The 25,303-nt window shown below is 41.7% G+C and carries 21 protein-coding genes and 3 tRNA genes; 16 read left to right on the plus strand and 8 right to left on the minus strand.

Translation table 11 applies throughout. The features are described 5' to 3' along the window. Nucleotides 1-295 precede the first annotated feature (295 nt). Complete coding sequence (locus tag B9T19_RS02300; RefSeq protein ID WP_094566974.1) at nt 296-1,513, plus strand: PLP-dependent aminotransferase family protein; 1,218 nt, start codon at nt 296-298, stop codon at nt 1,511-1,513. Between the two features lie 277 nt (nt 1,514-1,790). Here B9T19_RS02300 and B9T19_RS10545 read toward each other — a convergent pair whose 3' ends face one another. Next, nucleotides 1,791-1,928, minus strand: a complete 138-nt coding sequence (locus B9T19_RS10545) for a hypothetical protein (RefSeq protein WP_158214330.1) — start codon at nt 1,926-1,928, stop codon at nt 1,791-1,793. 366 nt (nt 1,929-2,294) lie between these two features. Here B9T19_RS10545 and B9T19_RS02305 point away from each other — a divergent pair, with 366 nt between their 5' ends. Further along, on the plus strand, nt 2,295-2,906 hold the full coding sequence (locus tag B9T19_RS02305; protein WP_094567357.1) for a YigZ family protein: 612 nt from the start codon (nt 2,295-2,297) through the stop codon (nt 2,904-2,906). A gap of 91 nt (nt 2,907-2,997) precedes the next feature. Here B9T19_RS02305 and B9T19_RS02310 read toward each other — a convergent pair whose 3' ends face one another. Further along, on the minus strand, nt 2,998-3,792 hold the full coding sequence (locus B9T19_RS02310; protein WP_094566975.1) for an endonuclease/exonuclease/phosphatase family protein: 795 nt from the start codon (nt 3,790-3,792) through the stop codon (nt 2,998-3,000). A 746-nt stretch (nt 3,793-4,538) separates the two neighbouring features. Here B9T19_RS02310 and B9T19_RS02315 point away from each other — a divergent pair. After that, entirely contained in the window at nt 4,539-8,009 is a 3,471-nt protein-coding gene (locus tag B9T19_RS02315) for a pyruvate carboxylase (RefSeq protein ID WP_094566976.1), read from the plus strand. Nucleotides 8,010-8,435: 426 nt separating this feature from the next. Next, nucleotides 8,436-8,846: a hypothetical protein gene (locus tag B9T19_RS02320; protein ID WP_233146766.1), complete on the plus strand. Its 411-nt coding sequence runs from the start codon at nt 8,436-8,438 to the stop codon at nt 8,844-8,846. Nucleotides 8,847-9,114: 268 nt separating this feature from the next. On the opposite strand, the gene B9T19_RS02325 is transcribed toward B9T19_RS02320, so the two are convergent. The 5 genes from B9T19_RS02325 to B9T19_RS02345 form a co-directional block, all read right to left on the minus strand. Next, on the minus strand, nt 9,115-9,621 hold the full coding sequence (locus B9T19_RS02325; RefSeq protein WP_094566977.1) for a hypothetical protein: 507 nt from the start codon (nt 9,619-9,621) through the stop codon (nt 9,115-9,117). Between the two features lie 156 nt (nt 9,622-9,777). After that, nucleotides 9,778-10,584: a penicillin-insensitive murein endopeptidase gene (mepA, locus tag B9T19_RS02330; RefSeq protein WP_158214332.1), complete on the minus strand. Its 807-nt coding sequence runs from the start codon at nt 10,582-10,584 to the stop codon at nt 9,778-9,780. 252 nt (nt 10,585-10,836) lie between these two features. Further along, nucleotides 10,837-10,913, minus strand: a tRNA-Asp gene (locus tag B9T19_RS02335). Between the two features lie 84 nt (nt 10,914-10,997). Then, a tRNA-Asp gene (locus B9T19_RS02340) sits at nt 10,998-11,074 on the minus strand. Nucleotides 11,075-11,272: 198 nt separating this feature from the next. Then, nucleotides 11,273-11,349 (minus strand) — tRNA-Asp (locus B9T19_RS02345). A gap of 238 nt (nt 11,350-11,587) precedes the next feature. Here B9T19_RS02345 and B9T19_RS02350 point away from each other — a divergent pair. After that, nucleotides 11,588-12,328 carry a DUF4377 domain-containing protein gene (locus B9T19_RS02350; RefSeq protein WP_094566979.1) on the plus strand — a complete coding sequence of 247 codons (741 nt, stop codon included), beginning with the start codon at nt 11,588-11,590 and terminating at the stop codon, nt 12,326-12,328. 154 nt (nt 12,329-12,482) lie between these two features. Here B9T19_RS02350 and corA read toward each other — a convergent pair whose 3' ends face one another. Beyond that, complete coding sequence (corA, locus tag B9T19_RS02355; protein ID WP_094566980.1) at nt 12,483-13,517, minus strand: magnesium/cobalt transporter CorA; 1,035 nt, start codon at nt 13,515-13,517, stop codon at nt 12,483-12,485. Nucleotides 13,518-14,238: 721 nt separating this feature from the next. On the opposite strand from corA, the gene B9T19_RS02360 reads away from it, so the two are divergent. The 11 genes from B9T19_RS02360 (at nt 14,239) to B9T19_RS02410 (ending at nt 25,038) form a co-directional block, all read left to right on the plus strand. Next, the gene (locus tag B9T19_RS02360; protein ID WP_094566981.1) at nt 14,239-14,454 is read left to right on the plus strand and encodes a PA3496 family putative envelope integrity protein; all 216 of its coding nucleotides are present in this window, start codon (nt 14,239-14,241) and stop codon (nt 14,452-14,454) included. Between the two features lie 196 nt (nt 14,455-14,650). Continuing rightward, a complete protein-coding gene (grpE, locus tag B9T19_RS02365; protein WP_094566982.1) occupies nt 14,651-15,214 on the plus strand; it encodes a nucleotide exchange factor GrpE in 564 nt (187 codons plus the stop codon). 114 nt (nt 15,215-15,328) lie between these two features. Next, the gene (locus B9T19_RS02370; protein ID WP_158214333.1) at nt 15,329-15,973 is read left to right on the plus strand and encodes a cytochrome c5 family protein; all 645 of its coding nucleotides are present in this window, start codon (nt 15,329-15,331) and stop codon (nt 15,971-15,973) included. Nucleotides 15,974-16,096: 123 nt separating this feature from the next. Next, nucleotides 16,097-16,516: a VOC family protein gene (locus tag B9T19_RS02375; protein ID WP_094566984.1), complete on the plus strand. Its 420-nt coding sequence runs from the start codon at nt 16,097-16,099 to the stop codon at nt 16,514-16,516. Between the two features lie 103 nt (nt 16,517-16,619). Continuing rightward, entirely contained in the window at nt 16,620-17,096 is a 477-nt protein-coding gene (gene greA / locus B9T19_RS02380; protein WP_094566985.1) for a transcription elongation factor GreA, read from the plus strand. Nucleotides 17,097-17,270: 174 nt separating this feature from the next. Next, nucleotides 17,271-18,353 (plus strand): AI-2E family transporter, encoded by a 1,083-nt coding sequence (locus B9T19_RS02385; RefSeq protein WP_094566986.1) that lies wholly within the window; start codon nt 17,271-17,273, stop codon nt 18,351-18,353. A gap of 471 nt (nt 18,354-18,824) precedes the next feature. After that, nucleotides 18,825-19,982 carry an efflux RND transporter periplasmic adaptor subunit gene (locus B9T19_RS02390; protein WP_094566987.1) on the plus strand — a complete coding sequence of 386 codons (1,158 nt, stop codon included), beginning with the start codon at nt 18,825-18,827 and terminating at the stop codon, nt 19,980-19,982. A gap of 4 nt (nt 19,983-19,986) precedes the next feature. Beyond that, on the plus strand, nt 19,987-23,091 hold the full coding sequence (locus B9T19_RS02395) for an efflux RND transporter permease subunit (RefSeq protein ID WP_094566988.1): 3,105 nt from the start codon (nt 19,987-19,989) through the stop codon (nt 23,089-23,091). A gap of 34 nt (nt 23,092-23,125) precedes the next feature. Beyond that, the gene (gene lipB / locus B9T19_RS02400; RefSeq protein ID WP_094566989.1) at nt 23,126-23,764 is read left to right on the plus strand and encodes a lipoyl(octanoyl) transferase LipB; all 639 of its coding nucleotides are present in this window, start codon (nt 23,126-23,128) and stop codon (nt 23,762-23,764) included. A 234-nt stretch (nt 23,765-23,998) separates the two neighbouring features. Next, a complete protein-coding gene (locus tag B9T19_RS02405) occupies nt 23,999-24,697 on the plus strand; it encodes an AzlC family ABC transporter permease (protein ID WP_233146767.1) in 699 nt (232 codons plus the stop codon). Further along, the gene (locus tag B9T19_RS02410) at nt 24,697-25,038 is read left to right on the plus strand and encodes an AzlD domain-containing protein (protein WP_233146768.1); all 342 of its coding nucleotides are present in this window, start codon (nt 24,697-24,699) and stop codon (nt 25,036-25,038) included. Before B9T19_RS02405 ends, B9T19_RS02410 begins: the two co-directional genes overlap by 1 nt. Nucleotides 25,039-25,303: the final 265 nt, after the last annotated feature.

Raw genomic sequence — 25,303 nt, forward strand, 5'->3', positions numbered from 1 at the left:
TTTTTTTGAAGTTCATTTTCACCCAAAATCTTTTACAAAATCTTTTACAAAATCTTTTAATCAAGAAGAGATAGGAGATAAATATGGAGAAGGGGTATACGCTTCTTTAAAAATCTTCTTTAAAAACCTTCTTTAAAAATAAAAAATCGATTAACGCTATACCTATAGTTATACGTAATAGCTATACGTAATAATAATAGATCTGCTACATTAGTAGTAGAAAGAGGGGGTGGAAGAATCATCCCCATCCGATTAATGATTAGAAAATTAGAAAGTTGAGGAGTAGGAACTGATTATGGCTGGAATCGAAAGTTTATTTGCAAAGCGAATTCAAGGATCGCAGAGCTCAATAGTGAGAGATCTTTTACGATATAGCAAGATGCCGAATATCGTCTCACTTGCAGGGGGGATTCCGGCAGCAGATATGTTCGATATGGAGGGGATTAATGCCGCTCTTAATGAAGTGATCGAATCGAAAGAGGTCAACGCCTATCAATATAGTACAACTGATGGGGAGCTCGTTCTGCAAGAGGAGATTGTTAAGTTGATCGAAGATCGCGGGATCGATGCAGCATGTGATGAGATTGTTGTAACAAGCGGATCGCAACAGGGGCTTGATCTGATCTCTCGAACATTTCTTGATGAGGGCGATGTGATTTTAGTTGAGCGTCCTACCTATCTTGCAGCTATTCAAGGGTTTAAGTTAACCGGTGCAACGGTGGAAGATGTTGAAGGGGGGCCTGAAGGACTCAATGTGGATGCGTTAGAAGCACGCCTTAAAAAAGGGCCGATTAAAGCACTCTATATTGTACCAACCTTTGCTAATCCTACGGGATCTACACTCTCTTTGGAGAAGCGTGAGCGTCTCTTGAAGTTAGCGGTAGAGCATAACTTTGTCATCTTTGAAGATGATCCTTATGGTGAGATCCGTTTTACTGATCAAGTGGCTAAGCCGATCTACTCATTAGCAAAGAGTGAGAAGGAGAAAGAGCATATTGTCTATCTCTCTTCATTTTCTAAAGTTTTAGTACCGGGTCTCCGTCTAGGCTTTATTGTAACGAGCCGCAAAATTAGAGAGAAAATTGTGATCTGTAAGCAATCGGTGGATCTCCATACCCCCGTTTTATCGCAACTGATTGTGGCAAACTATCTTAAGAGTGGTCGTCTTCAGCCGCGAATTAAAGAGATCTCTAAAGCATATCAGAAGCGTTGTCAGCATCTGATCGACTCCTTAAAAAAGCATACTGATGGAAAGATCACCTTTGAAGCGCCAACAGGAGGGATGTTCCTTTGGGCTAAATTGCCGGAAGGAATGAGTGCTACCGAACTTCTAAAGCATGCGATTGATGCAGAGGTTGTCTTTGTGCCGGGAGCTGCTTTCTATGTGGGGACGCCGGAGGATAATACGCTACGTCTCTCCTTTGCAACGGTGACTGAAGAGAGTGCAGAAGAGGCAGGTAAACGTCTTGCTATTGCGCTTAAAAATTATGAAGCGGCAATGGCGAAAGCATAGTAAAAGTTGTGATAGATAACTAAGAGCGATCAGCTTATTGTAAGTTTATTGTCAGCGAGATCAGTGGAAGGGCGAGTGTTAAATCTCGCCTTTTTTCATTCTCTTTATCGATATATCGCTATTTGGCATCGCTATTGGAGTAAAGGTTATCAACTGCCAGCGCGTAGTCTTTAGAAGAGCGCGATAGTGAGATCCGGCAGCGTTCAGCCTATTTCGTTTCGATCAATGATATTTAATGAATTATTCTTAAGAGAAGCTGTGGAGCGGCGGGAACCGACTATTTCGTTCTTTTAACCCCTGCATGCCCGCCAATCGGCATCTTCAATACCGATTTTAATAGCACTAAAGTCATACTTCTTGCCGGCGTGTGATCGATAGAAGAACATTGAATAGTGAAATCCGGCAACTCATCCACCGCTCTTACTTCAATAAATCAATCATTTTTCCGGCGATAGAAGAGCGCCCACTGCCGGCGCGTAATCTTTGGAAGAGCGAGATAGTGAGATCCGGCAACTCAACAGCCTCTCCTATTTTAATGAATCAATTTTTTTGGGGATGATAGAGTATCGCCCACTGCCGGCGCGTAGTCTTTGGAAGTACGCGATAGTGATTTCCGGCAGTGTTCAGCCTATTTTGTTCTTTTTATCCCTGTATACTCGCTTGCTATTTAGGGATAGAGAAGGGTCGCGATATGGTATAATCACTCCCTATTTTATTGATTCTCTTTACAGATAGCGGTGAAGAGGTTGATCGAGTTGTAGGGATTTTGGGAGAGTGCAAGATGAAGAGTGATCAGTATAAGACGATAACTGCCATGAGTGAAGATGAGTTTGTAATCTCACGTAGTCGCTTTATCACTTTCGCTCTGCCGGTCAGCTCTGAAGAGGAGATCGATACATTGCTTGATGAATATCGTAAACGTTATAATGATTCTCGCCATGTCTGCTACGCCTATGTCTTAGGTGAGCGCTATGAACATTACCGTGCTAATGATGATGGAGAGCCCTCTGGATCTGCTGGAAGACCCATTTTGGGGCAAATCCGCTCCTTTGAATTGACCAATGTTTTAGTAATTGTAGTGCGCTATTTTGGCGGGATTAAGTTAGGTACGGGGGGATTAGTCTCTGCCTATCAGGAGGGCGCACGTAATGCACTACAGAGCGCAAATATTGTAACGAAAACGATAGGACTCGATGTTACTTTCACTTTTGACTATCCGGCAACGAACGAGGTCAATCATGTGATCAATGATCTTAATGCAACTAAAGTGGCAGAGAATTATGGTGTCAATTGTGAAATGACGCTAAAAGTTCGTGCAAATGATTATGCAGAACTATTAGCCCGTTTAGAGAAGATCGATACCCTCTTTATCTCTCATAAGCATAAGCTTTAATTTATTACCAATTACCAATTACCAATTACCAATTACCAATTACCAATTACCAATTATCTATTACTCTATTGAACCCATTACCGACTATTTGTTAATAGAGCCTAAAATCGACTAAAAGAGGGTTGTGATCGGAGGCATCGGTCTTAATTACTTCACTTTTTTCTAGACGTAATCCACGATAGAAGACAAAGTCGAGTGGTGAATTGAAAAAAGCCTTGCGATAATCATCACTAAAAATCACCGGTTTTAACCCCATTCTTCGAGTGAAGAGATAGAGAAGATGACGCCGTTTGCGACTCCAAGTATTAAAATCACCGGCGAAGATGACAGGTCCATTATGATTGATAACATGTTCAGCAATCGATTGAATCTGTTCGCGGTAAATCTTTACCCCTAAGCTGAAGTTGACTGAGTGAACATTAACGACCATCAGAAGTCGCTTATCATGGAGCGGATAGACCGTAACTAGCGCTGATTTTGCCAATCGTAAAAAGGGCTCAGTTGTTCGAAAAGGTCGAGTATAGAGTGGGTAACTTGAGGCGAGTGTCATAACGCCGTAAGCATCTTTTGTAATTTCAATTGCCGGCACTTGATCCCCCACCAAAAAGTGGGTTTTAGAGAATTGAATCAGCTCTTCAGAGGCTTTTGCTTCCTGCAGGAGAATGAGATCCCGATCTTTTCCATACTCGGTCAAAATAGGTAGCCAATTCAATTTCTGTTGTTTATAGATATTCCAAACCATCACTGTTAGGCGATTATCTTTTGAGAAGGGGTAGAAACGATCAAGACGCGCCTCGCCATGGAGTGTCTCCTTCCCATTCTGATTAGAGGTAAACCGAAATAGATGATTTTTGTGATTTGCCATAATGTAATCGTTAATCGTCATAAGTATGAGATTGAAATCTCAATAAGAAGCGACATGATGCGCTAAAAATAGATTGTACGCCATCTAAAGTCATAATTGAGCTCTACTTAAGGCTATAACTCAATATTAATGGCTAAGCATAAAATTTTACACGAAGTGGTAAATGATGGGAAATATTTACCTAAATAGTTCTCTGTTTGTAGAATTATTTAAAATTAAATAAACCTTATTTTATTGAATAATTTTTATTAAATCTGTTTATCCCATTTTATTTTTAATTTCAGTTTTTCTTTTGTTTTATTTTTCTTCATTTCATTCAGTTTTTGTTTACAGGTTAGTGATAGATCAATTTTTGGTTGACCATATTGTGGTTAGCGCGATCATAGGTCAACAGCTGGTTGGTGATAGGCTATTGCTCATTGTGATCTTTTGGCGCAATTGGCATCACGAATCATAATTATTATTCATCATAGTACTTAGAAGAAAAAGAGAGTGATTAGGCGAATCCCTTCGATTTATGATATATCCGCCACCTCTTTAATAATATATCCTTATCAATTTATCTAGTTTTAATGAATAATTGTGTCTCTTATTGTCGATTTAATCGTTAATTTTTTTATCAATAAGGAGAAAATATTATGAAAGAGAGGGGGTTTGTTGTATTGTTGTAGTGTTTGTGTAGTTTAAAATGTGAAACAAAATAGGTAGCGCCTAACAGAGGCAATATAAAAATATTAAAGTGACAAACTTAAAATGGAGGAAGACCTATGTCTGTAGAATCATCATCAGATAGAAAGATTAAAAAGATTTTAGTCGCGAACCGTTCCGAGATCGCTATCCGTATTATCCGTGCCGCAGCAGAGCTAGGGATTAAAACCGTAGGGATCTATGCGGAGCAGGATCGGCGTGCTGCACATCGATTTAATGCTGATGAGAGTTACGTGGTAGGCAAAGGGAAGTTACCCTTAGAAGCTTATCTTGATATTGAAGATATTATCCGTATTGCGAAAGAGACCAATACCGATGCGATCCATCCAGGTTATGGCTTCCTAGCGGAGAATCCTGACTTTGCCAAGGCTTGCCGGGAAAATGGCATTATCTTTATAGGTCCTTCCTATGATGTTTTAAATACTTTAGGAAATAAAGTAGCTGCTCGAAATGCGGCGATTGCGGCAGGTGTCCCTGTGATGCCGGCATCTGAGGCGCTTCCTCGTGATGAAGAGTCAATTAAGCGTATTGCGAAAGAGATCGGCTATCCGGTGATGCTAAAAGCGAGCTGGGGCGGTGGTGGTCGCGGAATGCGGGCGATCTATGATGAATCAACCTTGATGGATTCAGTACGTGAAGCACGCGGTGAATCTCTCGCTGCATTTGGAAATGATGAGGTTTACTTTGAGAAACTGATTGAACGCGCGCGCCACGTTGAAGTTCAGCTTCTTGGGGATCAGCATGGCAATATTGTCCATCTTTGGGAGCGAGATTGTTCTGTACAGAGACGTCATCAGAAAGTTGTTGAGCGTGCGCCGGCCCCTTATCTCTCTCAAGAGAAGCGTGAAGAGATCTGCGAAAGTGCATTGAAGTTAGGGAAGGCTGTTAACTACAGTAATGCCGGAACGGTTGAATTCTTAATGGATGCCGATACCGAGCAATTCTACTTTATTGAGGTCAATCCCCGTATTCAGGTAGAACATACTGTTACCGAAGAGGTGACCGGTGTTGATCTTGTGAAGGCACAGATTCAGGTAGCAGAGGGTGCAAAGATTGGCTCATCTGAGATGGTTGTTCCTCCTCAAGCAGAGATTAAGCTAAAAGGCAGTGCGCTTCAATGTCGTGTGACGACAGAAGATCCGGCTAATAACTTCCTTCCTGGAACCGGAACAATTATTGCTTATCGCTCACCGGCAGGATTTGGTATCCGTCTTGATGGGGGAACAGCTTACTCAGGTGCCGTTATTTCACCCTACTATGATTCACTCTTAGTGAAGGTGACCACTTGGGGGAATAATGATCTTGAAGCGATTGAGCGTATGGATCGAGCATTGCGTGAATTCCGCATTAGAGGCGTCTCTACTAACCTCTCCTTTGTTGAAAATGTGATCAATCACCCGAAATTTATTGCGGGTGATTATACAACGAAATTTATTGATCAAAATCCAGAGCTTTTCGATCTGAAAGAGCGTCAAGATCGATCAAACTCTATTCTGAAATTCTTAGGAGATGTGGCAGTTAATGGTCATCCTGAATTGGAAGGAAGAGCAATCCCTAAACATTTTATCAAGCCGATATTACCGCAGTTAGAGCGAGGAGAGCGCGCACCTGTTAAAGGCTCACGTGATCTTCTTTTAGAGTTGGGTCCTAAAGGGTTTTCTGATTGGATGCGTGAGCAGAAAGAGGTTCTAATTACCGACACAACAATGCGTGATGCGCATCAATCGCTCTTTGCCACAAGAATGCGTTCTCAAGATCTTTGGGATATTGCCCCTTACTATGCCGAGTTAATGCCCGAACTCTTCTCTTTAGAGTGTTGGGGTGGCGCAACATTTGATGTGTCGATGCGCTTTTTAAATGAAGATCCTTGGGAGCGATTAGTTCGTCTAAGAGAGATGATTCCAGGAACACTTTTCCAGATGCTCTTAAGGGGTGTCAATGGTGTTGGTTATACCAGTTACCCCGATAATGTCATTCAATATTTTGTGAAGCAAGCTGCGGAGAAAGGGATTGATCTCTTCCGTATCTTCGACTCACTCAATATTGTCGATAATATGCGCGTTTCGATCGATAGCGTCTTAGAGTCAGGAAAGTTAGTTGAGGGGACGATCTGTTACACGGCAGATCTCTTTGATGCAAAACGACCTAAATATCATCTCAACTATTATGTGAAGTTAGCAAAAGCGTTAGAGAAAGCGGGTGCACATATTATCGGTATTAAAGATATGGCGGGTGTTTGTCGTCCTGAAGCGGCGAAAGCATTAGTTAAAGCATTGAAAGAGGAGATCGAACTACCAATTCATTTCCATACGCATGATACATCAGGGATGTCAGCGGCTTCTGTTTTAGCTGCTGTTGAAGCGGGAGTGGATGCTGTTGATACAGCGATGGATAGCCTTTCAGGTTTAACGAGTCAGCCTCCGATGGGATCGATTATCCATGCATTAAAAGGGAGTGAGCGTGAATCAAGAATTGATGTTGATGCGATGCATCAGATCTCTACCTATTGGGAGGGTGTACGTTCAATCTATGCGCCTTTTGAATCGACACTACGATCTGGTACTTCAGATGTTTATAACCATGAGATGCCGGGTGGACAATATACTAACTTAAGAGAGCAGGCGCGATCAATGGGGCTAGAGCCACGTTGGAATGAGGTCTCTAAAGCTTATGCCGAAGTTAATCAGCTTTTAGGGGATATTGTGAAGGTAACACCTAGCTCTAAAGTTGTGGGTGATATGGCACTAATGATGGTCACTCAAGATATTAAAGCTGAAGATGTCTTAGATCCGCAGCGTGAGATTGCATTCCCTCAATCTGTGGTAGGGCTTTTGAAGGGGGAATTAGGAATCCCTGAGGGAGGCTTCCCAGAAGATATTACTAAGAAAGTCTTAAAAGATGAGAAGCCGATTGAGGGGCGTCCGGGGGCGCATCTTCCGCCGGTTGATCTTGTGGCTGAAAAAGAGAACTTAGAAGCTGCTTTAGGTTATGAAATTTCAGAGACTGATTTAGCTTCTTACCTTATGTATCCTGCGGTATTTAAGGAGTTTAAAGCACATCAAGAGAAGTATGGCAATGTCTCTAATATCCCTTCTAAGATCTTCTTCTATGGACCTGAGAAGGATACCTATCACACTGTTTCTCTAGAGCAAGGAAAGGATCTCTTAATCAAGTTATTAGCGATCTCTCTTCCGGATGCTACGGGTCATTGCAATGTCTTCTTCGAACTCAATGGTGAGATTAGAGCATTCTCGATTCCTAAAAATGAGTTAACGTCTGATCTACCTTTAAGAGAGAAGCGTGAGAAGGGAAATCCTTACCATGTTGCAGCGATGATGCCGGGCGTTGTTGGTACGGTTCATGTTAAGGTAGGTGATATTGTTAAGGAGGGAGATGCGATTGTAACGCTAGAAGCGATGAAGATGGAGACAACCATTCGCGCAGAAGCATCAGGGGCGATCGAACGTGTGCTCGTGACAAAAGGTGACGTGGTTGAAGCTGATGATCTTCTCGTTGAGATCGATCAATAGATACTCTTCACGCTACTTTCTGAATTAATGAAGTGACCGGTCATAGCGATCGGTTGATAATTCAAAAGAGAGAGCAGCTCTTTTAAAGAGAGCTGCCTTTTTGTTTGAGAGGTTACTATTTTTTCTCAATCCTATTTCCCCTCTCGTTGTGATGGTAAAATAATGTTAAAGTTAAGGAGAAAGTTAAAGGATTGATCCACTTCTACTTAAACGATAAGTGGTTGAGGTATTGATAGTTAACAATTAACAATTAACAACTAACAACTAATAACTAACAACTAACAACTAACAACTAACAAAGTAACAATTTACAATTAATAGTTAATAACTTAGGTACTTAAGCCTTTACATTTAAGTCACTAAATGAGTGAAGCGAGCTTCTTTTTAAGCTCTTTTATAATAACTGGAAATAGAAGGATATTAGATATGAAATCGATGATGAGAGTCGCTCTGTTATCTTGTGCAGTGATGTTTCTTGCGGCATGTGCCGTAACGCCAGCAGAGAAGGCGGCGGAAGCAAAGGAGCAAGCAGCACAGATGTTAGATACCCAGGTCGCATTAGCTTCCCAATGTAGTCCACAAGCAGCAGAGTTGATGAAAGAGATGCCTAATGCCACTCATTTAACTGCCGCTGAGCGTAAAGTTTTTGAAGCAAAATATATTGCGGCTGTCAATAACCCACTCTTCCAATCGTGTTATAACATGGCATGGAAAGATTATCGTGAAGAGAATCAGATGCAAGCAGAGCAGATGGCCGCTTGGGCAAATGCCGATGCAGCATGGGATAATGGTATGTTCTTTGATGGACCTTTCGCTTGGGGCGCTTGGGGATATTAATGGTTGAGTGATCAGTGCGAATGAGGCTTGTTAGTTATTGCTATTTTTATTGATGGTTCTTGATAGCTTGGTGACTCTTGGTGATTATTAAGCCTCAGATATGGTAAGCAGAAAAGGGGAGCTAATAGAGGCTCCCCCTTATATATTTGAATGATATTTGCATGATATTTGAATGGTGTCATGAATCTCATGGTGTCATGAATCTCTCTATTGAATCTGATGTGAGCATAATTGATATTTGCTATCTAAAGCTCACTCATGATTGAGTTTAATGAGCTCCAAATTGTGCTTCTTTGAGAATCACTAAAGGATCAACCTTGGGATTCTCCTCTTCAGCGGTAACAGCTATAACGGTGAGTTGATCGCCATCTCGTTTTAAACGCTGCCAGGTATAGAGTTTCTCTGGGGCAGTGATGGTGTAATAGATCTCATCTAATTGGGGAATAACTTCAAGTAGCTCGACCGATGTTCCCTCTGGCGCTCCCTTAATCAACTTTTCGCTATAATTCTCTAACGAATCCCTCGCCTCCTCAGCTGTGAGATGGCTTCCTGTTACTATGACGGTGAGATCATGGCGATTAGAGTATTGTGCTAAAAGTGTGCCGGCGGGTGCTTGGGTAGAGTCGATATTTTTATAGCTATTATCAAGATAGAGTATAGCAACACCCTGTTTTGCAATAATCTTCTCTTCTGAAAGAGGTTTGAAGCGATCATAGATCATAAAGATAATTACAACCGCAATAATAGCGATAATAGAAGCTTTTTTATTAGTCACAATCTACCATGTCCTTATTTGATAAACTCATTGAAAGAGCGTTGAGAGGGGTAAAGTTACCGAAAATAAGGCTATAAAGCAACTACTATGAATGCTCTGAAGCAGGATTAAGCTGATTCCTTCTTAAAAGAGGCGAAGTCTTTTGCTACGCTTCTTCTACTTGTTTTTGATCACTTGGCATTCGATCGGCAAAACTTTGGGTGGCTTATCGATAGGTGCTGACTTTTTAGGTGGATTAAGATGCCAGTTGATCTGATCATTGACCCAGTTTTGTAGATCTTGATTACAGCCATCACCTACAGGTATCGGTGCTTGAGGAATACAATGTTCGCTGTCTTTAGGGCATTGTAGGCGGATATGAAAGTGAGAGTCATGGCCAAACCAAGGGCGTAATTTTTGTAGCCAGCTTCGATCTTCTTCACTTTGACAGAGCGCCGCTTTAATAACGGGATTGATAAAGATTCGCTCTGTTTGGGGATTGGTTGCACTGTAGTAGAGTAGATCACGATAGAAGGGGCGCCAATGTTGATTGAGATCCCCTTTTTTAGGGTTGACGACGGAGGGTGTTACCAGCTTTTCAATTAGCGATTCTGGAAGTGGTTCATTACGATCTTCAAACCAGATATCAATATCTAGCCCAGTTTGATGGCTTGCATGACCAAAGTTAGCAGGACCGCCTCTTGGCTGAGAGATATCGCCAAAGATGAGAATCTGATTCTCGCTCAATGCCCAGCGATCGATTTTTGCGATAAAATCTGCCATTTCTGGCGCACCATAGTGCCGATTACGACTAGGTCTTACCTGTTGATAGCTCAATCCTGTGGTGGGAATCGTGATTGCGCCATCGATACATCCATTGGCATAGCTCCCAAAAATGACCGTCTGCTCATTATTGCTAGGAGAGGCGATCGTATGCCATGCATGAGCAATGGAGTGGCTGATGAGTAGAAATGCTGCGACCAAAATAACTTTAGATAAAGCTTTAGATGAAATTTTAGATATTTTAGATATTTTAAGAAATAGAGGCATCTGTTGAGGGTACTGTCGATTTTGTATCGATAGGCATAAGGTCTCTACGGCAAGAGAAGCAGGGAAGGGCTTCATAAAACTTCTCCTCTTGAGCGGGAATAAGATTTAAGAATATCATCAGATCAGTATCAAGTTTATCGCAGATAATAAAAAAGCCTAGATTTTTCGATCTAGGCTCTCTGATAATGGCGGAATGGACGGGATTCGAACCCGCGACCCCCTGCGTGACAGGCAGGTATTCTAACCAGCTGAACTACCACTCCGAGATTAGAACTGCTACTCTTAATAACTTTGTTAAATAGATCAGATTCAAAGAGAATATAGATCACATTTAACAACTTAAAATATGGCGGAATGGACGGGATTCGAACCCGCGACCCCCTGCGTGACAGGCAGGTATTCTAACCAGCTGAACTACCACTCCGTGTTAGATTGTGATATGAAGTTACCTCTTTTTAGTGATACGATTTAATCGTAAGATTTTTATCGCAATTTTTACAACTCTATTTATAACTTCTTTTACAAAGGATTATTCTAATCACTCTTTGAGAAAGATGCAACTCTTTACAATAATTTATTGTAGCTCGAATTGTAAAACTAATAACTTCATATTTTAAATTAGTGGCGGAATGGACGGGATTCGAACCCGCGACCCCCTGCGTGACAGGCAGGTATTCTAACCAGCTGAACTACCACTCCGCTATACTTGTCTTTGAGCTTCCTCTTAAACAAGGATTGCTATTATACGAAATAAAATTCATTTGTCATCTTTATTTTAGCGTTTGTTTAATAATAGCGCAGGATAGAGGGTTTTAATCTTATTTGATCACTTGATTGATGGCCAGACAATCATGATACAATCGAATAATGGTGCTTTTTACATCCCTTCGATGTTGGAGTGATCTTTTAATTCTTTTATTAAATAAGAGGAAAGGTAATGAAATTGAGTAGATGGAGAGAGAGATGGAGTCAAGTCGCCGTTGCTGGATTACTAGGAAGTAGTATTGCAATGGTGGGGATGGCAACAGAGACATTGAATATTACGCCACTATCGAAAGAGCATGATGTAAAGGTGGTGTTAGATCAAGAGGCGCATCACTTCTCAGTACACGGTGGTTGCAATACATTGATGGGGCAGGTTTATCTTAAAGATAATGGTGCCTTTAGAGTGAAAGAGGGGCGAGCAGGGGCCGCTTTAGCTTCAACGATGATGGCGTGTGATCCTGAACTACAAAAGCTTGATGAGCGGATCTCACAATTTATGATCTCTACACCCAAAATGGTCAGAGAGGGAGATGCTCTCTATTTAGTGGGAACGGTGCCGGGTGAAAAGAGCTCTCACTATCTTCCTGTTGAATTAGATCAAGGTGAGTATCTTGATATTAAAGCAAAGCCTTACGAGCGAGTTTTCTACTATATCTCTGCAGAACGTACACCTTGTGAAGAGCAAGAAGCAGGGTGTTTGCAGGTAAGAGAAGATAAAAATAGTGAGTGGGAGATATATACTGGGGAGATTGAAGGATTTACGCCGGTTGAGAATTATGAGTATCGTCTTCGCTTAAAAGAGTATCAATCAGAGGATGGCGCTGCAAAGCATGTCTTAGATATGATTGTAGAGCAAGGAGAAGTGGTTCCCGTTGGTCACCCATCAGCAGATGACTCTAACACTCAGCAATAGTGGTTTTTTAAGTCAATAGAAAGAGAGAGATTTCCAGCAGTGTTTAGATTCTGGTAATTCTCTCTCTTTTTTCTTTTTTGTTCTTCTAATTTTTAAGGTTGTGTATCGAGATCTGAGAGAAGGCGTTATTGGTTTTAGCTTCTCTTTTTTTCCGTTAGAGCCAACCTTTGCGTTTAAAGAGAAGGTAGGGGGCGATCCCAGAGAGAATCATTGCACCGATAGAGAGGGGGTAGCTAATCGCGTAATTGAGTTCCGGCATCGGGAAGTTCATCCCGTAGATACTTGCAATGAGTGTTGGTGGGAGAAAGACAACAGATGCAATTGAGAAGATCTTGATAATTCGACTCTGTTCAAGAGAGATCTTTCCGGTAGCCGCATCAAGCAGGAAGTTCACTTTGTCGAAGAGGAAGGTGGTATGCCCTGTTAATGACTCGAGATCTTGTAAAATCTCCCTGACATCATTTTTTTGCTGTTCGCTAAGAAGTTGGGTTCTCATTAGGAAGGAGAATGAGCGACGCGTATCCATCAGAGAGAGGCGTGCTTTACCATTCATATCTTCTTGAAGGGCAATATTTTGAAGAACCTCCTCCATTGTTGGCTCTTTGTCGCTCTCATCATCTTGAGATTCTAAGCGGCGACGTTTTTCTCCCTTCTTCTCTTTTTTATTATCATCTTTCTCATCAAGCGCTAAAACATAAGGGCTTGTATTTTCAAGTTCGGCATAGATTCGCTCTAAAACATCGGCAACATGCTCAATAGCCGTTTCATGTAGTCCAATTAAGATATTCATCACATCAACTCTGCCATTTGTTAGCTCCAGTTGAACCTGTCTTGCACGAAGGCGATAGAGTCTAAATGCGGAGAGATCCTCTTCATGGATTGTAAAGAGGCGATTGTTCTTAATTGAGAATGCTACCGTGATGTTGCGCGCACTATTATCAAAATCATTCAGAAAGAAGCTGTGAACATGTAGCCCATCTTCATCCTCATAGAAACGAGCGGAAGCCTCGATATCTTTGATTTCAGCTTTCTCTGGAAGCTCAAGTTTAAAATGTTCTTCAACAAGGCTACGCTCCTCCTCTGTGGGATCAACGAGATCGATCCAGATCATCTCATCTCTAAAGTCATCCTGATCTTGAATTGAGATTTGGTGCAAGCGATTCTCTGTGAGAACAAATCCTGAAATCATATCTAAATAGCTCCTTTCTGCTGTTTGATTTGAGTCTAAATTTAATTTAATAATCCCTTTTTTAGTCGCCGATATTATCGGTGAACTATCGGTCAATGCTCGATTATTGTAAAGATCACTACAAAATGGTCGGTGACGATTCGATGAGTGGTCGATAGCTCTTTGATAGGCTCTCTTTGCGTTTTTTAATAGCCCTATCTGATCAGTGGTATTTAATAGAGATATTTAAGTGGCGTTTAAAGCTTATTTAAACCTCACAATAAACCTCACATAAATTGTTTTTTAAAGAGGCTTTTAGTGAGAATCTAACGATAATTAAAAGGGAAAGTGCATGCATTGTATCTGGAATTGACAATTCTTTATAGTTTTATAGCGATACACTGATTTCTGCTATTTGAGTGCGCTATTTTGTTGATAACGTCTCTTCTTTTATGGCAGTGACTCTTTTTTATTCAGATACTTGTCTTTGAGGATAGAATCCTCATATTAGGGGCAGCTTAATGAGTATGAGTTGAGCATCTAATTTTTACATTTTGAAGAGAGGCTCTAAAAAGATCTCTCCTCTCTTGAGTTGTGGTTGATATTGGTCGACTCGATCGGAAAGATGGGAGTCGTTGGGCCGGTAGAGAAGAAAATTATTAGAAAAGTCTTGCATTTATTTTTAAATATTATATAAGCATGCAGAGAAAATAATATTTGCTGTTTAAGAAGGAGTTTAGCGATGTCTAACGATTATGATGATGATTTATTAGATGACGAGGATATCATTGAAGAAGATGTTCCTGATGTCAGTGATGTAAAGGGCAGTAAATCCCAAGCGTGGAGAAGTATTGAGGCGATTCGAGAAGAGCGAGCACTTCAGAAGAAGCTTGCTAAAGAGTTTGATCTCGACAGTTTCGATGATCTACTTCTCGATGATGATCTCGATGAGCTTTAATAAGCTTTAGTGAGCCTTAATGGTTCTAATTAGTTTTTATTAAGATTTTAAAACGTTAGGTTTTTTAGATGTTAGGGTTTGAACTTTAGGTGTTGTAAATCACTTTAGTTGAGATGTTTGGGACGAGAGAGCAATATTCGCAACATTTTCATTGTATAATGTTGTACATTATTCAATAGATAAATGGGAGATAGTCATGACAAAAGAGAAATTAACTGAGACAGAAGCTCAAGAAAATAGAGAAGAGATGATTGTAGAAGATGAGATCCTCGAAGAGGCTCAAGATGAAAATGCGACTGATGTCGCTGATGAGATTGAGACATTAAAAGCGGAAAAAGAAGCGCTATATGATCAATATATCCGTGCGGTAGCCGAAGCACAAAATATTACAAGACGTGCAGAGATTGATGTCGCTAATGCACATAAATATGCACTCGATAAGTTTGTAAAAGACCTTCTTCCTATTATTGATGCGATGGAATTAGAGATGAAGGCGGTTGATGAGAACTCATCTGAAGAGTTAAAACGTTTCAGAGAGGGATCACAATTGATGTATAAGATGCTCCTTGGGGTTTGTGAAAAATATGGTGTCAAACAGATCAGACCAGAAGGGGAAAAACTCAATCCAGAACTTCATCAGGCAATCTCAATGATTCCTCATGATGGATATGAGACTAATCAGATCATTACGGTCGCACAAAATGGTTATCTATTAAATGACCGACTCATTAGAGCCGCGCAAGTAATTGTTGCAAAATAAAAAGCGCGTTTCTTTGATTTAGTACACTAGTAAAAGATAACAAGTTGATTTATCATTGACGGGTATTGAATCATTCAAATTATAAAAATGGCTTGTATTTTCTAGGAGCAGATCGTGCAAAATCAGCAGTCAGATAAGTTTACATTTTCGTTACTAACTATATTAGCATCGCTATCATTGTTGACAATTGTCGTGGTATTAGTGATCTCATTTGTAAAGTTTATTAGTAACAATACTGATATTAACGGTAAACCATTTAATGATAGAGAGCTCGTAGCGGAGCGTTTAACACCCTATGGGCGTGTCAATACAGGGAATTTAGTATCGGATGTCGTAAAGGCTAAAGCTCCTCAAGATGTATATGCCGCACTCTGTGCAAGCTGTCATGATACAGGGCTTAATGATGCACCGTTAACAGGGGATAACTCTGCTTGGGCATCAAGATTTAGTGAAAGAGGTCTTGATGGACTTCACACAAGTGCGATTAAAGGTCGTAACTTGATGCCAGCGAAAGGGGGCGACCCACGCTTAACAGATGAAGAGGTGATCAACACTGTAGACTTCATGTTAGCGAAGAGCGGTATCGAAGTTGCTGCTAATGATCCCGCTGAAGATATCGTCGCTGAAGAGAGCGCAACTGATGCAGAAGTAGGAGAGCCAGAAGTGAAGGCTGTTGAAACAGAAGATGCAGAGCTTGTGGAAAAAGAAGCGATTGAACAAGAAGCTGTAGAGAGTGAAGCTGCAGAGAAAAAAGAGTAAACTTCTATCGCAGAGATATGTGGATAGGAGAAATCCCGTACCACATATGTCATAATAGTATGTTGTAATGGACGGGTATGAGATTATAGATCATACCCGTTATCTTTTTTAGGAGAAAATATTATGCGATTTTTACACACAATGATTCGAGTAACGGATCTAGAGCAGTCGATCAAGTTTTTCACTGAAATTTTAGGGTTGAAAGAGACTCGTCGAAAAGAGTATCCGCAGTGGGAATGCACACTCGTTTACTTAGCTTGTGAAGGGCAGGATGTTGAGATTGAATTGACCTACAACTGGGATTCTAAAGAGGAGTATGGCATTGGTCGTGCTTTTGGACACTTAGCCTTTGAGGTTGATGATATCTATGAAGTGTGTCAGCGTGCTATGGATGCCGGCATCGAAATCAATGTTCCTCCAAGAGATGGTTGGATGGCTTTCTTTAGAACGCCAGATGATATCTCGATCGAGTTACTTCAAAAAGGTGAGCCAAAAGCACCGGCGGCTCCTTGGAAAGATATGGAGAATGTAGGCTGGTGGTAAGTTAATCCCAAAATAGTTCATAGTTCAATTGATAGCTGAACATGAGCTATCAATTGGATTTGGAATTATTTAGATAAGAATAAAAAATAAAGGATGTTACTGAATGAATAAATACCCCATGACTAAAGCGGGCGCAGAAGCGCTTCGTCGTGAATTAGATGAACTTAAACAAGTGCAAAGACCTCGAGTTATTGAAGCGATTGCAACAGCAAGAGAGCATGGTGACCTCAAAGAGAATGCGGAATACCATGCAGCAAGAGAAGAGCAGAGTTTTATCGAAGGGCGTATTGCCGATTTTGAAGCAAGATTGGCAAATGCACAGGTAATTGATATTACAGAGATCCCTAATAGTGGTAAAATAATCTTCGGTGTGACGGTAACGCTTTTTGATCTTTCAGAAGATAAAGAGGTGACTTACCAGATCGTAGGTGAACATGAAGCAGATGTGAAGAAGAATAAGCTCTCGATCGCCTCCCCTATTGCAAGAGCATTGATCGGAAAAGAGGTTGATGATCTGATTGTGATTAAAACACCTGGCGGTGATCGCGAATATGAAGTGATCAGCGTTGAGCATATTTAATTAAGAGAGTTTTAAGAGAGTTTTAAGAGAGTTCATATATTTTTATATGAGTTATATGAGTTATATGAGCTTCATCGAAGAGCTTAATAGAGCGCTTAAATCGTTGTGCCGATAAGGCGTAGTGTCTAGGCGAATTCTATCAATACTCATCAATAGATAGCAGGAAGAAGAATTATGCAAGCATTGACAGCAAACCCAGTGGCGAAGTGGATTATTATCTTAATTTTAGTGCTGGGTGTTGTCTTCTTCCATGGCTTTTTAGTTCCAGCATTGGGCGCGATGATTATCACTTTTGTGACATGGCGTCCTTACTCAGATTTAGTGCGGTTTTGCAGGGGAAATACGATGATCTCGGCCTCCCTTGCGACCGCTTTTATTGTTTTAGTGATCATCATTCCCTTCTTTTGGCTGGTTCATTATCTCTACGGTGAGGTGATCCTTCTGCGCGCTTGGTTAATTGAAGCGAATACTTTTGGCATTCCAACCCCCAATTGGGTCTTAAATCTCCCTTATGGTGATCAGATCAATATCTACTGGATGACCTACCTCGGAACGCCTAATGGAATTCATGATTTCTTTGCCGAGATCGGTTTGGCCAAATTAGGGTATCTCGCGACCGTTACCCGGTCTGTCACTAAGAGTTTTAGCGCTTTAGGTTTTACGGTTCTCTTTATGATGATTATTCTCTTCTTCTGTTATAAAGATGGACGACGTTTTAGTCGGCAGCTTGATAAAGTAGGAGAGCGTGTTTTTCCCGGTAGATGGAAAAGAATTTCTCGAATTGTCCCCACTTTAGTGAGTTCAACTGTTTCTGGAATGGTGATTATTGCTATCGGAGAGGGGATTGTTTTTGGTATTGTCTACTACTTTGTTGGCGCACCGATGCCGGTCACATTGGGGATTATTACTGGTATTTTCGCTCTCATTCCAGGAGGTGCTCCTCTCTCGATGACGATGGTCTCCCTCTATTTAGCCGGAACCGGAGAGTATACACATGGAATTATCCTCTTCTGCTGGGGGGGGATGCAGCTCTTTATTGTCGATAAGACGATTCGTCCTCGATTAGTGGGTGGATCCGTTAAGCTTCCTTTCTTACCAACGATTTTAGGGTTAGTAGGGGGTGTCAAGACAATGGGGATTATCGGACTCTTTATTGGGCCCGTTGTGATGGCATTACTTGTTGCGCTGTGGCGCGAATGGGTGCATGAAGAGACCTTAATAAGCCAAAATATTCAAGATCATCAATCATCAGACTAGCCATTATAAGATTAATAATCGTGAGATCAGCAATCGCAGAATAAGTAATCGCAAGATCAGTAATCGCGAGGGCAGTAATCGTAAGAGCAGTAATCGTAAGGGAAACATTGTAAGAGGCGCAATCGCAAGTCAATCATTATCCTGTTTATCTTATTGGTTAAGATGGTTGGTTAAGGTTTTTTTGGGTAAAATTATTAGGTCAGGTTATTGATCAATATCTTTCTCCCTTCCTCAACCTTTTTTATTGGATAAAGAATGCTCTTAAAGAGAGGAGTTTAAGATTCTCTTAAGGTTCATTGTGTCTACTTCTGGTTTAGATGAGTTTATACTAAGTTAGAAATCATCATTATCAAATCTTATAAATTTTATAAATCTTAAAAATCTTATTGATCTAGATGAATCCTGGATTCTTATAGGATCAATTTTAAGATGAACTAATTCAATACCACTCAATTAGATGGGAACTTGTAGATGTTAAGCGCATATAGATCGGTTGTCGTTGCATTATTATGGAGTACTCTCTTACTCATATTACCTACTTCTGCATGGGCAAAAGTGACTCATGTCGAGTTAACTGAGGTCTTATTAGAAGATAAGTATGAAGAGATCTATGCAGTGGGTGTTCTCTACCCTTATCAAGAAGCAATGATTCGCCCTGAAGCCGCAGGGCGTATTGTTAAAATCGCTTTTAAAGAGGGAGAGAATGTTGAAGAGGGTGATCTTCTTATTGAGCTTGATTCAGCAATTGAAGCTGCTGAATTGAAGGAGCGAGAAGCGAAACGTCAATTGGCTAAACAGAATTTAGATCGATTACTGGCCGCTCGCGGTGGGTCGACTGCTCAAGCTCGAGATATTGCGCAAGCAGAGTATGAGCAAGCGGTCGCTAATGAGGAGATCTCACGAGCTAAATATGAACGCCGTTTTATCTATGCCCCCTTTAGTGGTACGGTGGGCTTAAAAAGTGTTGAGGTAGGGGATTATGTCCAAGCGGGGGCCGATCTTGTCCGACTTTTAAATATTGATCTACTCCGTCTAGAGTTTAATATTCCTGAACGTGTCGCCCATGTGGTAGAGAAGGGGCAAAATGTTCATTTTACGGTGGATAATTATCCCAACCGACTCTTTACAGGGGAAGTCTATGCCGTAAGCCCAGAAATTGAGCAGAAAGGCCGTTCTTTAACGGTATTAGCGAGCTTTCATAATGAAGATCAAACCTTGATTGCCGGCTCCTTTGCGAGACTCAATCTTCTCGTTCCTCTCAATTACAAAGTGATTATTATTCCGGAAGAGTCGATCTTTGCCTCTGAAGGCTCTCAATTTGTCTATCGTGCGAAAGCAAGCGATGAGGCGGGAGTCTATATCGCTGAATTGGTACCAGTAGAGATTGGTGAACGTTCCGCTTTTAATGTAGAGATTCTTTCAGGATTGCAGCATGATGATGTTGTTGTTAAAGCGGGGCAGATTCGTCTAAAAGAGGGCGCAAAGATGAAAGATGCCTCGGGAGCGACTTTTCAGCAGTTAGGTGATGCAGAGCTTAAGGTCTCAGAAGTCGACGAGTTTGGGGTGGAAAAATCATCCGAAACAGCATCCGAAACAAGATCCGTTCAGCCGGCAACAGCAGGAGAGTAAGAGAATGAAGTTATCTGATACCTCCATTAAACGTCCTGTCTTTGCGATTGTTATCAACATCCTCTTAATTCTATTAGGTTTGATCGGTTTAGATCGCATCTCGATTCGAGAGTATCCCGATATTGATGTGCCGGTAACTAGTATTCGAACGAGTTATCAGGGAGCAAGTCCTGAGATTGTTGAAACTCAGGTTACAAAAGTGATTGAGGATGCGGTCACAAGTATTGATGGTATCGACTTTATTCAATCTGATTCCCGCCGAGGATTCTCCTCGATCAATATTACCTTCAATCCCACTAAAAATATTGAGGAAGCGGCCAATGATGTGCGAGATCGTGTTGCTCGTGCAAAGCGAGGGCTACCTGATGAGGTGGATGACCCTATTATTCAAAAGAGTGATTCTGATGCCGATCCGGTAGTGATTTTAGCGCTCTCAAGTGATCAATATAATGCGATTGAATTGACAAAGATGATCGAAACGATTGTCCAACCGCAGATTGAGTTATTGGAAGGGGTTGCCAATGTGACACTTTGGGGTGGGCGAGAACCGGTGATGCGTGTCTGGATCGATCCACAAAAATTAGCGATTCTCGATGTGACTGTTAGTGATGTGGAAGCTGCACTTCGCGCACAGAATGTGGAGATTCCAGCAGGAACCATTAAGAGTTCGACCCAAGAGTTCTCAATTGTTGCCCGAACCGATCTTAACCAAGTAGAAGAGTTTCGTAATATCATTATAAAAGTTGCCGATAATGCCGCAGAGGAGAATCGTCCGATTGTCCGGTTAAGTGATGTGGCATTAGTGGAGTTAGGTGGTGTTGATGAAACTTCTCGTCCGCGCCTTAATGGAAAGCCGGGGGTAGGGGTTGCGGTTATTAAGCAGTCAGTTGCGAATCCTTTAACATTATCAGCTGATATTCGTGCGCTTCTACCACAGCTTCAAGAATCACTTCCTGGAGATGTGGAGATCGCTGTAACCTCAGATTCATCGGTCTTTATCAATAAGTCATTAAGCTCCGTTTACAATACGATTGTAGAAGCACTTCTATTCGTTGGGGTGATTATCTTCCTCTTTTTGCGAGATTGGCGTGCAACATTGATACCGATGGTGACGGTACCGATCTCTCTGATCGGAACGCTCTTTGCGATGTATCTTCTTAACTATTCGATCAACACCTTAACGCTCCTAGCCTTTGTTCTAGCGATCGGGCTGGTCGTCGATGATGCTATTGTGATGTTAGAAAATATTCATCGCCATATTGCCGAAGGATTATCACCCATCGAGGCTGCTTTTAAAGGATCAAATGAGATCGGTTTTGCCATTATTGCAATGACGATTACACTCGCGGCGGTCTTCTTGCCACTGACCTTTACTCAAGGACGTATCGGGCAACTTTTTGTGGAGTTTGCCGTAACGCTCTCCATTACCGTCTTAATTTCAGGGTTTACGGCGTTAACCCTCTCCCCGATGATGTGTTCCCGTCTTCTCAAACCAGAAAATAGTAGTCAGAAGAAGGGGGTTATTGGGCGCTTTTTTGCATCCATCTCACAATGGATCGAGTCTCTATTAGAGGGGATGACCCAATTTTATGGGCGTATTCTCCGTCTCTGCCTGCAATTTCGCTATCTTGTTTTAGTGGGAATGGTGGCCTGCTTAGGGGGCGCTTATCTCTTCTATCAAATGTTACCGCAGGAACTTTCGCCGACAGAAGATCGAGGGATGATTCGTGTGGCAGCGATTACGCCGGAAGGCGCAACGGTCGATTTTACTGATCGTTACTTCTCTGAAGTAGAGGAGTATCTTCTCGATAACTTAGATGATGGGACTGTGGTCTATGCGATCTCTGGAATCTCAATGGGGGCTTTAGGCTTTGTCACTCTACCGGATTGGGATGATCGAGAGGAATCACAGATGGAGATCACCTCGCGACTCAATCGAGGTTTTCAAGATATTGCTCTCGGTTTGCGCGTTTTTGCCAGTAATCCACAATCTTTAGGACAGCGGGGAGATTCCAAAGATGTACAGATTGTCATTCGCTCAAATGAGAGTTTTAAAAAGCTCGATCAGCAGGTCACAGAGATTATGGAGCGCATGCGCGAAAATGATCTCTTGATCTCTCCTGATAATGATCTTCGAATGAATACGCCACAATTAGAGGTAGCAGTTGATCGTGAGAAGCTAGCGCTTCTAGGGATTGATGTCTCTGTTGTAGGAAGAACGTTAGAATCTGCTTTAGGGGGGCGCAATGTGACGCGTTTTAAAGAGGGCGCTGAGCAGTACGATGTGATGGTGCAGGTTGATCCCCAAAAACGGAGTCAGCCTAAAGATTTAGAAGGGATCTATGTCCGTTCAAAATATGGGGAGATGGTGCCATTGTCCAATATAGTGACAGTAACAGAGACCATTGCCCCCCAAAATTTACGTCACTTTAATAAGCTCCGTTCTGTGACGATCTCTGCCAACTTGCAATCAGGAGTATCGCAAGGAGAGGGCATTGCGCTCGTAGAAGAGATTATCCGTGAGGTGATCCCTGATGCTATGCTCGATTATCAAGGTTCATCAAGAGAATTTTTAGAGTCAGGTTCTTCGATGATCTTTATCTTCGTTATGGCACTACTCTTTATCTATCTTGTGCTAGCGGCACAATTTGAGTCATGGATCGACCCTTTTATTATTCTTCTCTCTGTTCCTTTAGCGGGATTTGGTGCTTTAGGTGCGCTCTATCTCTCTGGTGGATCGATCAATATCTATAGTCAGATCGGTCTTGTCACACTGGTCGGCTTGATTACAAAGCATGGAATTTTAATTGTTGAGTTTGCCAATCAGATTCGAGCAACCGGTATCTCAAAGAGAGAAGCGATTGTTGAAGCGGCAACATTACGACTTCGTCCGATCTTAATGACAACTGGCGCAATGGTTTTAGGTTCAGTGCCGCTTGCGCTCTCTGTAGGGGCAGGCGCTGAATCGAGATCAGCGATCGGTTGGGTTATCGTTGGGGGGATGAGTATTGGAACACTCCTAACTTTAATCGTCGTACCGGTGATCTATCTCTTTATTGGTGGGAGAAAAAGAGAATCTGCGCAGATGCCCCAATTTCAGGTACAATAAATTCATTTGTCATCAATGAGAAGATGGTTATTTAATGATTGTGCGCTATTTAGGGCTTGCTCCTTATCAAAATGTCTATGAGGAGATGAAGCAATTTACAGAGAATAGAGTGGAGGAGACCCCCGATGAATTATGGGTTGTGGAGCATCCTCCTGTCTATACACAAGGGCAAAACGGGAAGCCGGAACATATTTTAAATCCGGCGATGATTCCTATTGTTCAGGTCGATCGTGGTGGGCAGGTCACCTATCATGGTCCCGGGCAGCTTGTAGTCTATACTTTGATCGACTTTAAGAAGCGAGGTTGTGGTGTTCGCTCATTGATCCGCGCGCTAGAGAATGCCGTGATCGCAACTTTAGCTGATTATGGGATTGAAGGGAGCGGAGATGTCTCAGCGCCAGGCGTCTATGTGGATGGAAAAAAGATTGCCGCATTAGGATTACGTATTCGAAAGGGTTCGGTCTATCATGGATTGAGCCTTAATGTCGCGATGGATTTGACACCATTTTCCGGGATCAATCCGTGTGGATATCAGGGGCTTGAGGTGATTCAGATGATCGATTTTGTTCCTACAATTTCGTTGTCAGAGGTCACAGAGCATCTGGTAGGCCATCTAGAGTACTATCTCGATCCGTTGCAGTTGCAGCAGAGCGCTCATCAGCAGAGATCGTAGAGAGTCATTGAAGGGGAAAATCTTAAAAAACAATTTAAAAACAATTTAAAAATAATTTAGAAATATAGTTAGAAAAAATAATATAGAAACGATCTAGAAACGATCTAGAAACAATCTAGCAATGATCTAGAAAAGTAATTTAGAAAAAACTATAAAAAAGGGAAGCGATCCCTCTCTGTGAGTTTCATGGTCTCTAGAGCTATTTTTCAGGATAAGGAAGGAGTTTAAAAATTGGTGGTTGAAGAGAGAGACTCGCAAGCTTTTAGCTGGAAGCGAGCATTAAAGGTGACCTCACCTGTTGCGATGGGATATGCGCCGGCAGGGATGGCATTTGGTGTTTTAGCGAGTGTTGCCGGGATTCCTTGGTGGATGTCGATCCTGATCTCTATTGTCGTCTTCTCTGGGGCTGCACAATATGCGGCAATTCCTTTGATCTCCACGGGTGCCGGGCTTCTCAATATTAGCGCCAATACTTTGGTGATCAATTTACGCCATGTTTTCTATGCACTCCCCTTAGTGGATATTCTCCCTAAAAATCCTCTAAAACGCGCATACTGCCTCTTCTGTTTAACAGATGAGTGTTTTTCGGTTATGACGAGTCTCACAAAAGAGGAGCAACGAGGGCTCTTTCCAAAAATTTCTCTTTTAGTTCACGGCTATTGGGTTGCCGCGACCATCGTGGGAATTATTGCAGGTGAAGAGTTAGCGCAATGGGTTCCTAATTTAGAATTTGCATTGCCGGCACTCTTTGTCATTTTATGGTTTGAACAGATGCGCAGTAAACGGATCTGGTGGCCCTCATTGATTGCTGTGGGTCTCTACCTTGTGATGTTGGTGGTTGCTCCTAAATATGTCTTGATCTTAACACTACTCTTTGCGGTTCTCTTCATTCTTCTACGTGCAGCACTTCAATCAAAAAGGGAGGCTCTCTAATGGGAAATATGACGATAAGCGCCCTGATAGTCGCGATTATTGCGATGGGGGTGATCACCTTCATTTTACGCGCATTTCCAACATTTGTTCCTAAGCGTATTCTCGATTCCCATCTATTGCGTTATCTCAATTACGCTCTTCCGTTGAGTGTTATGGCGGTCTTAATTATCCATAGTATGGAGATCGATTTTTCTGCTCCTGATTGGTTCGCTATTATTGCGAAGATATTAGCACTTTTACTCGTCTTGGCGAGCTATGGGCGTTGGCGTAATGTCTTTTTAAGTGTCATTGTGGGGGTTGCCGCCCTTAATGGATTTCTCTATCTATTTTCATTGATTTAATGCGGTGATTTAGTGCGGTGATTTAATGTGCTTAAATCTGCTTTGATGTCTCTAGATGAGCCCTTCATGAGGGAATCGGTAGTTAGCTACTAATATCAAGCTGCGAATATGCTATAGAGTTGTCAATATGTTATAGCGAAAGTTGAATCTGTAAGTTTTATGTAAACATATCGTAAAAAATCATTTTAATACTCATCTATATTTCAATTAGTTGTGATTTAGGTCAATAGGTTGATCTAGGATTCTTCTCTTTTAGGGGTACAAT

Source organism: Ignatzschineria sp. F8392, from assembly GCF_002252045.1.
Classification (GTDB): Bacteria; Pseudomonadota; Gammaproteobacteria; order Cardiobacteriales; family Wohlfahrtiimonadaceae; genus Ignatzschineria.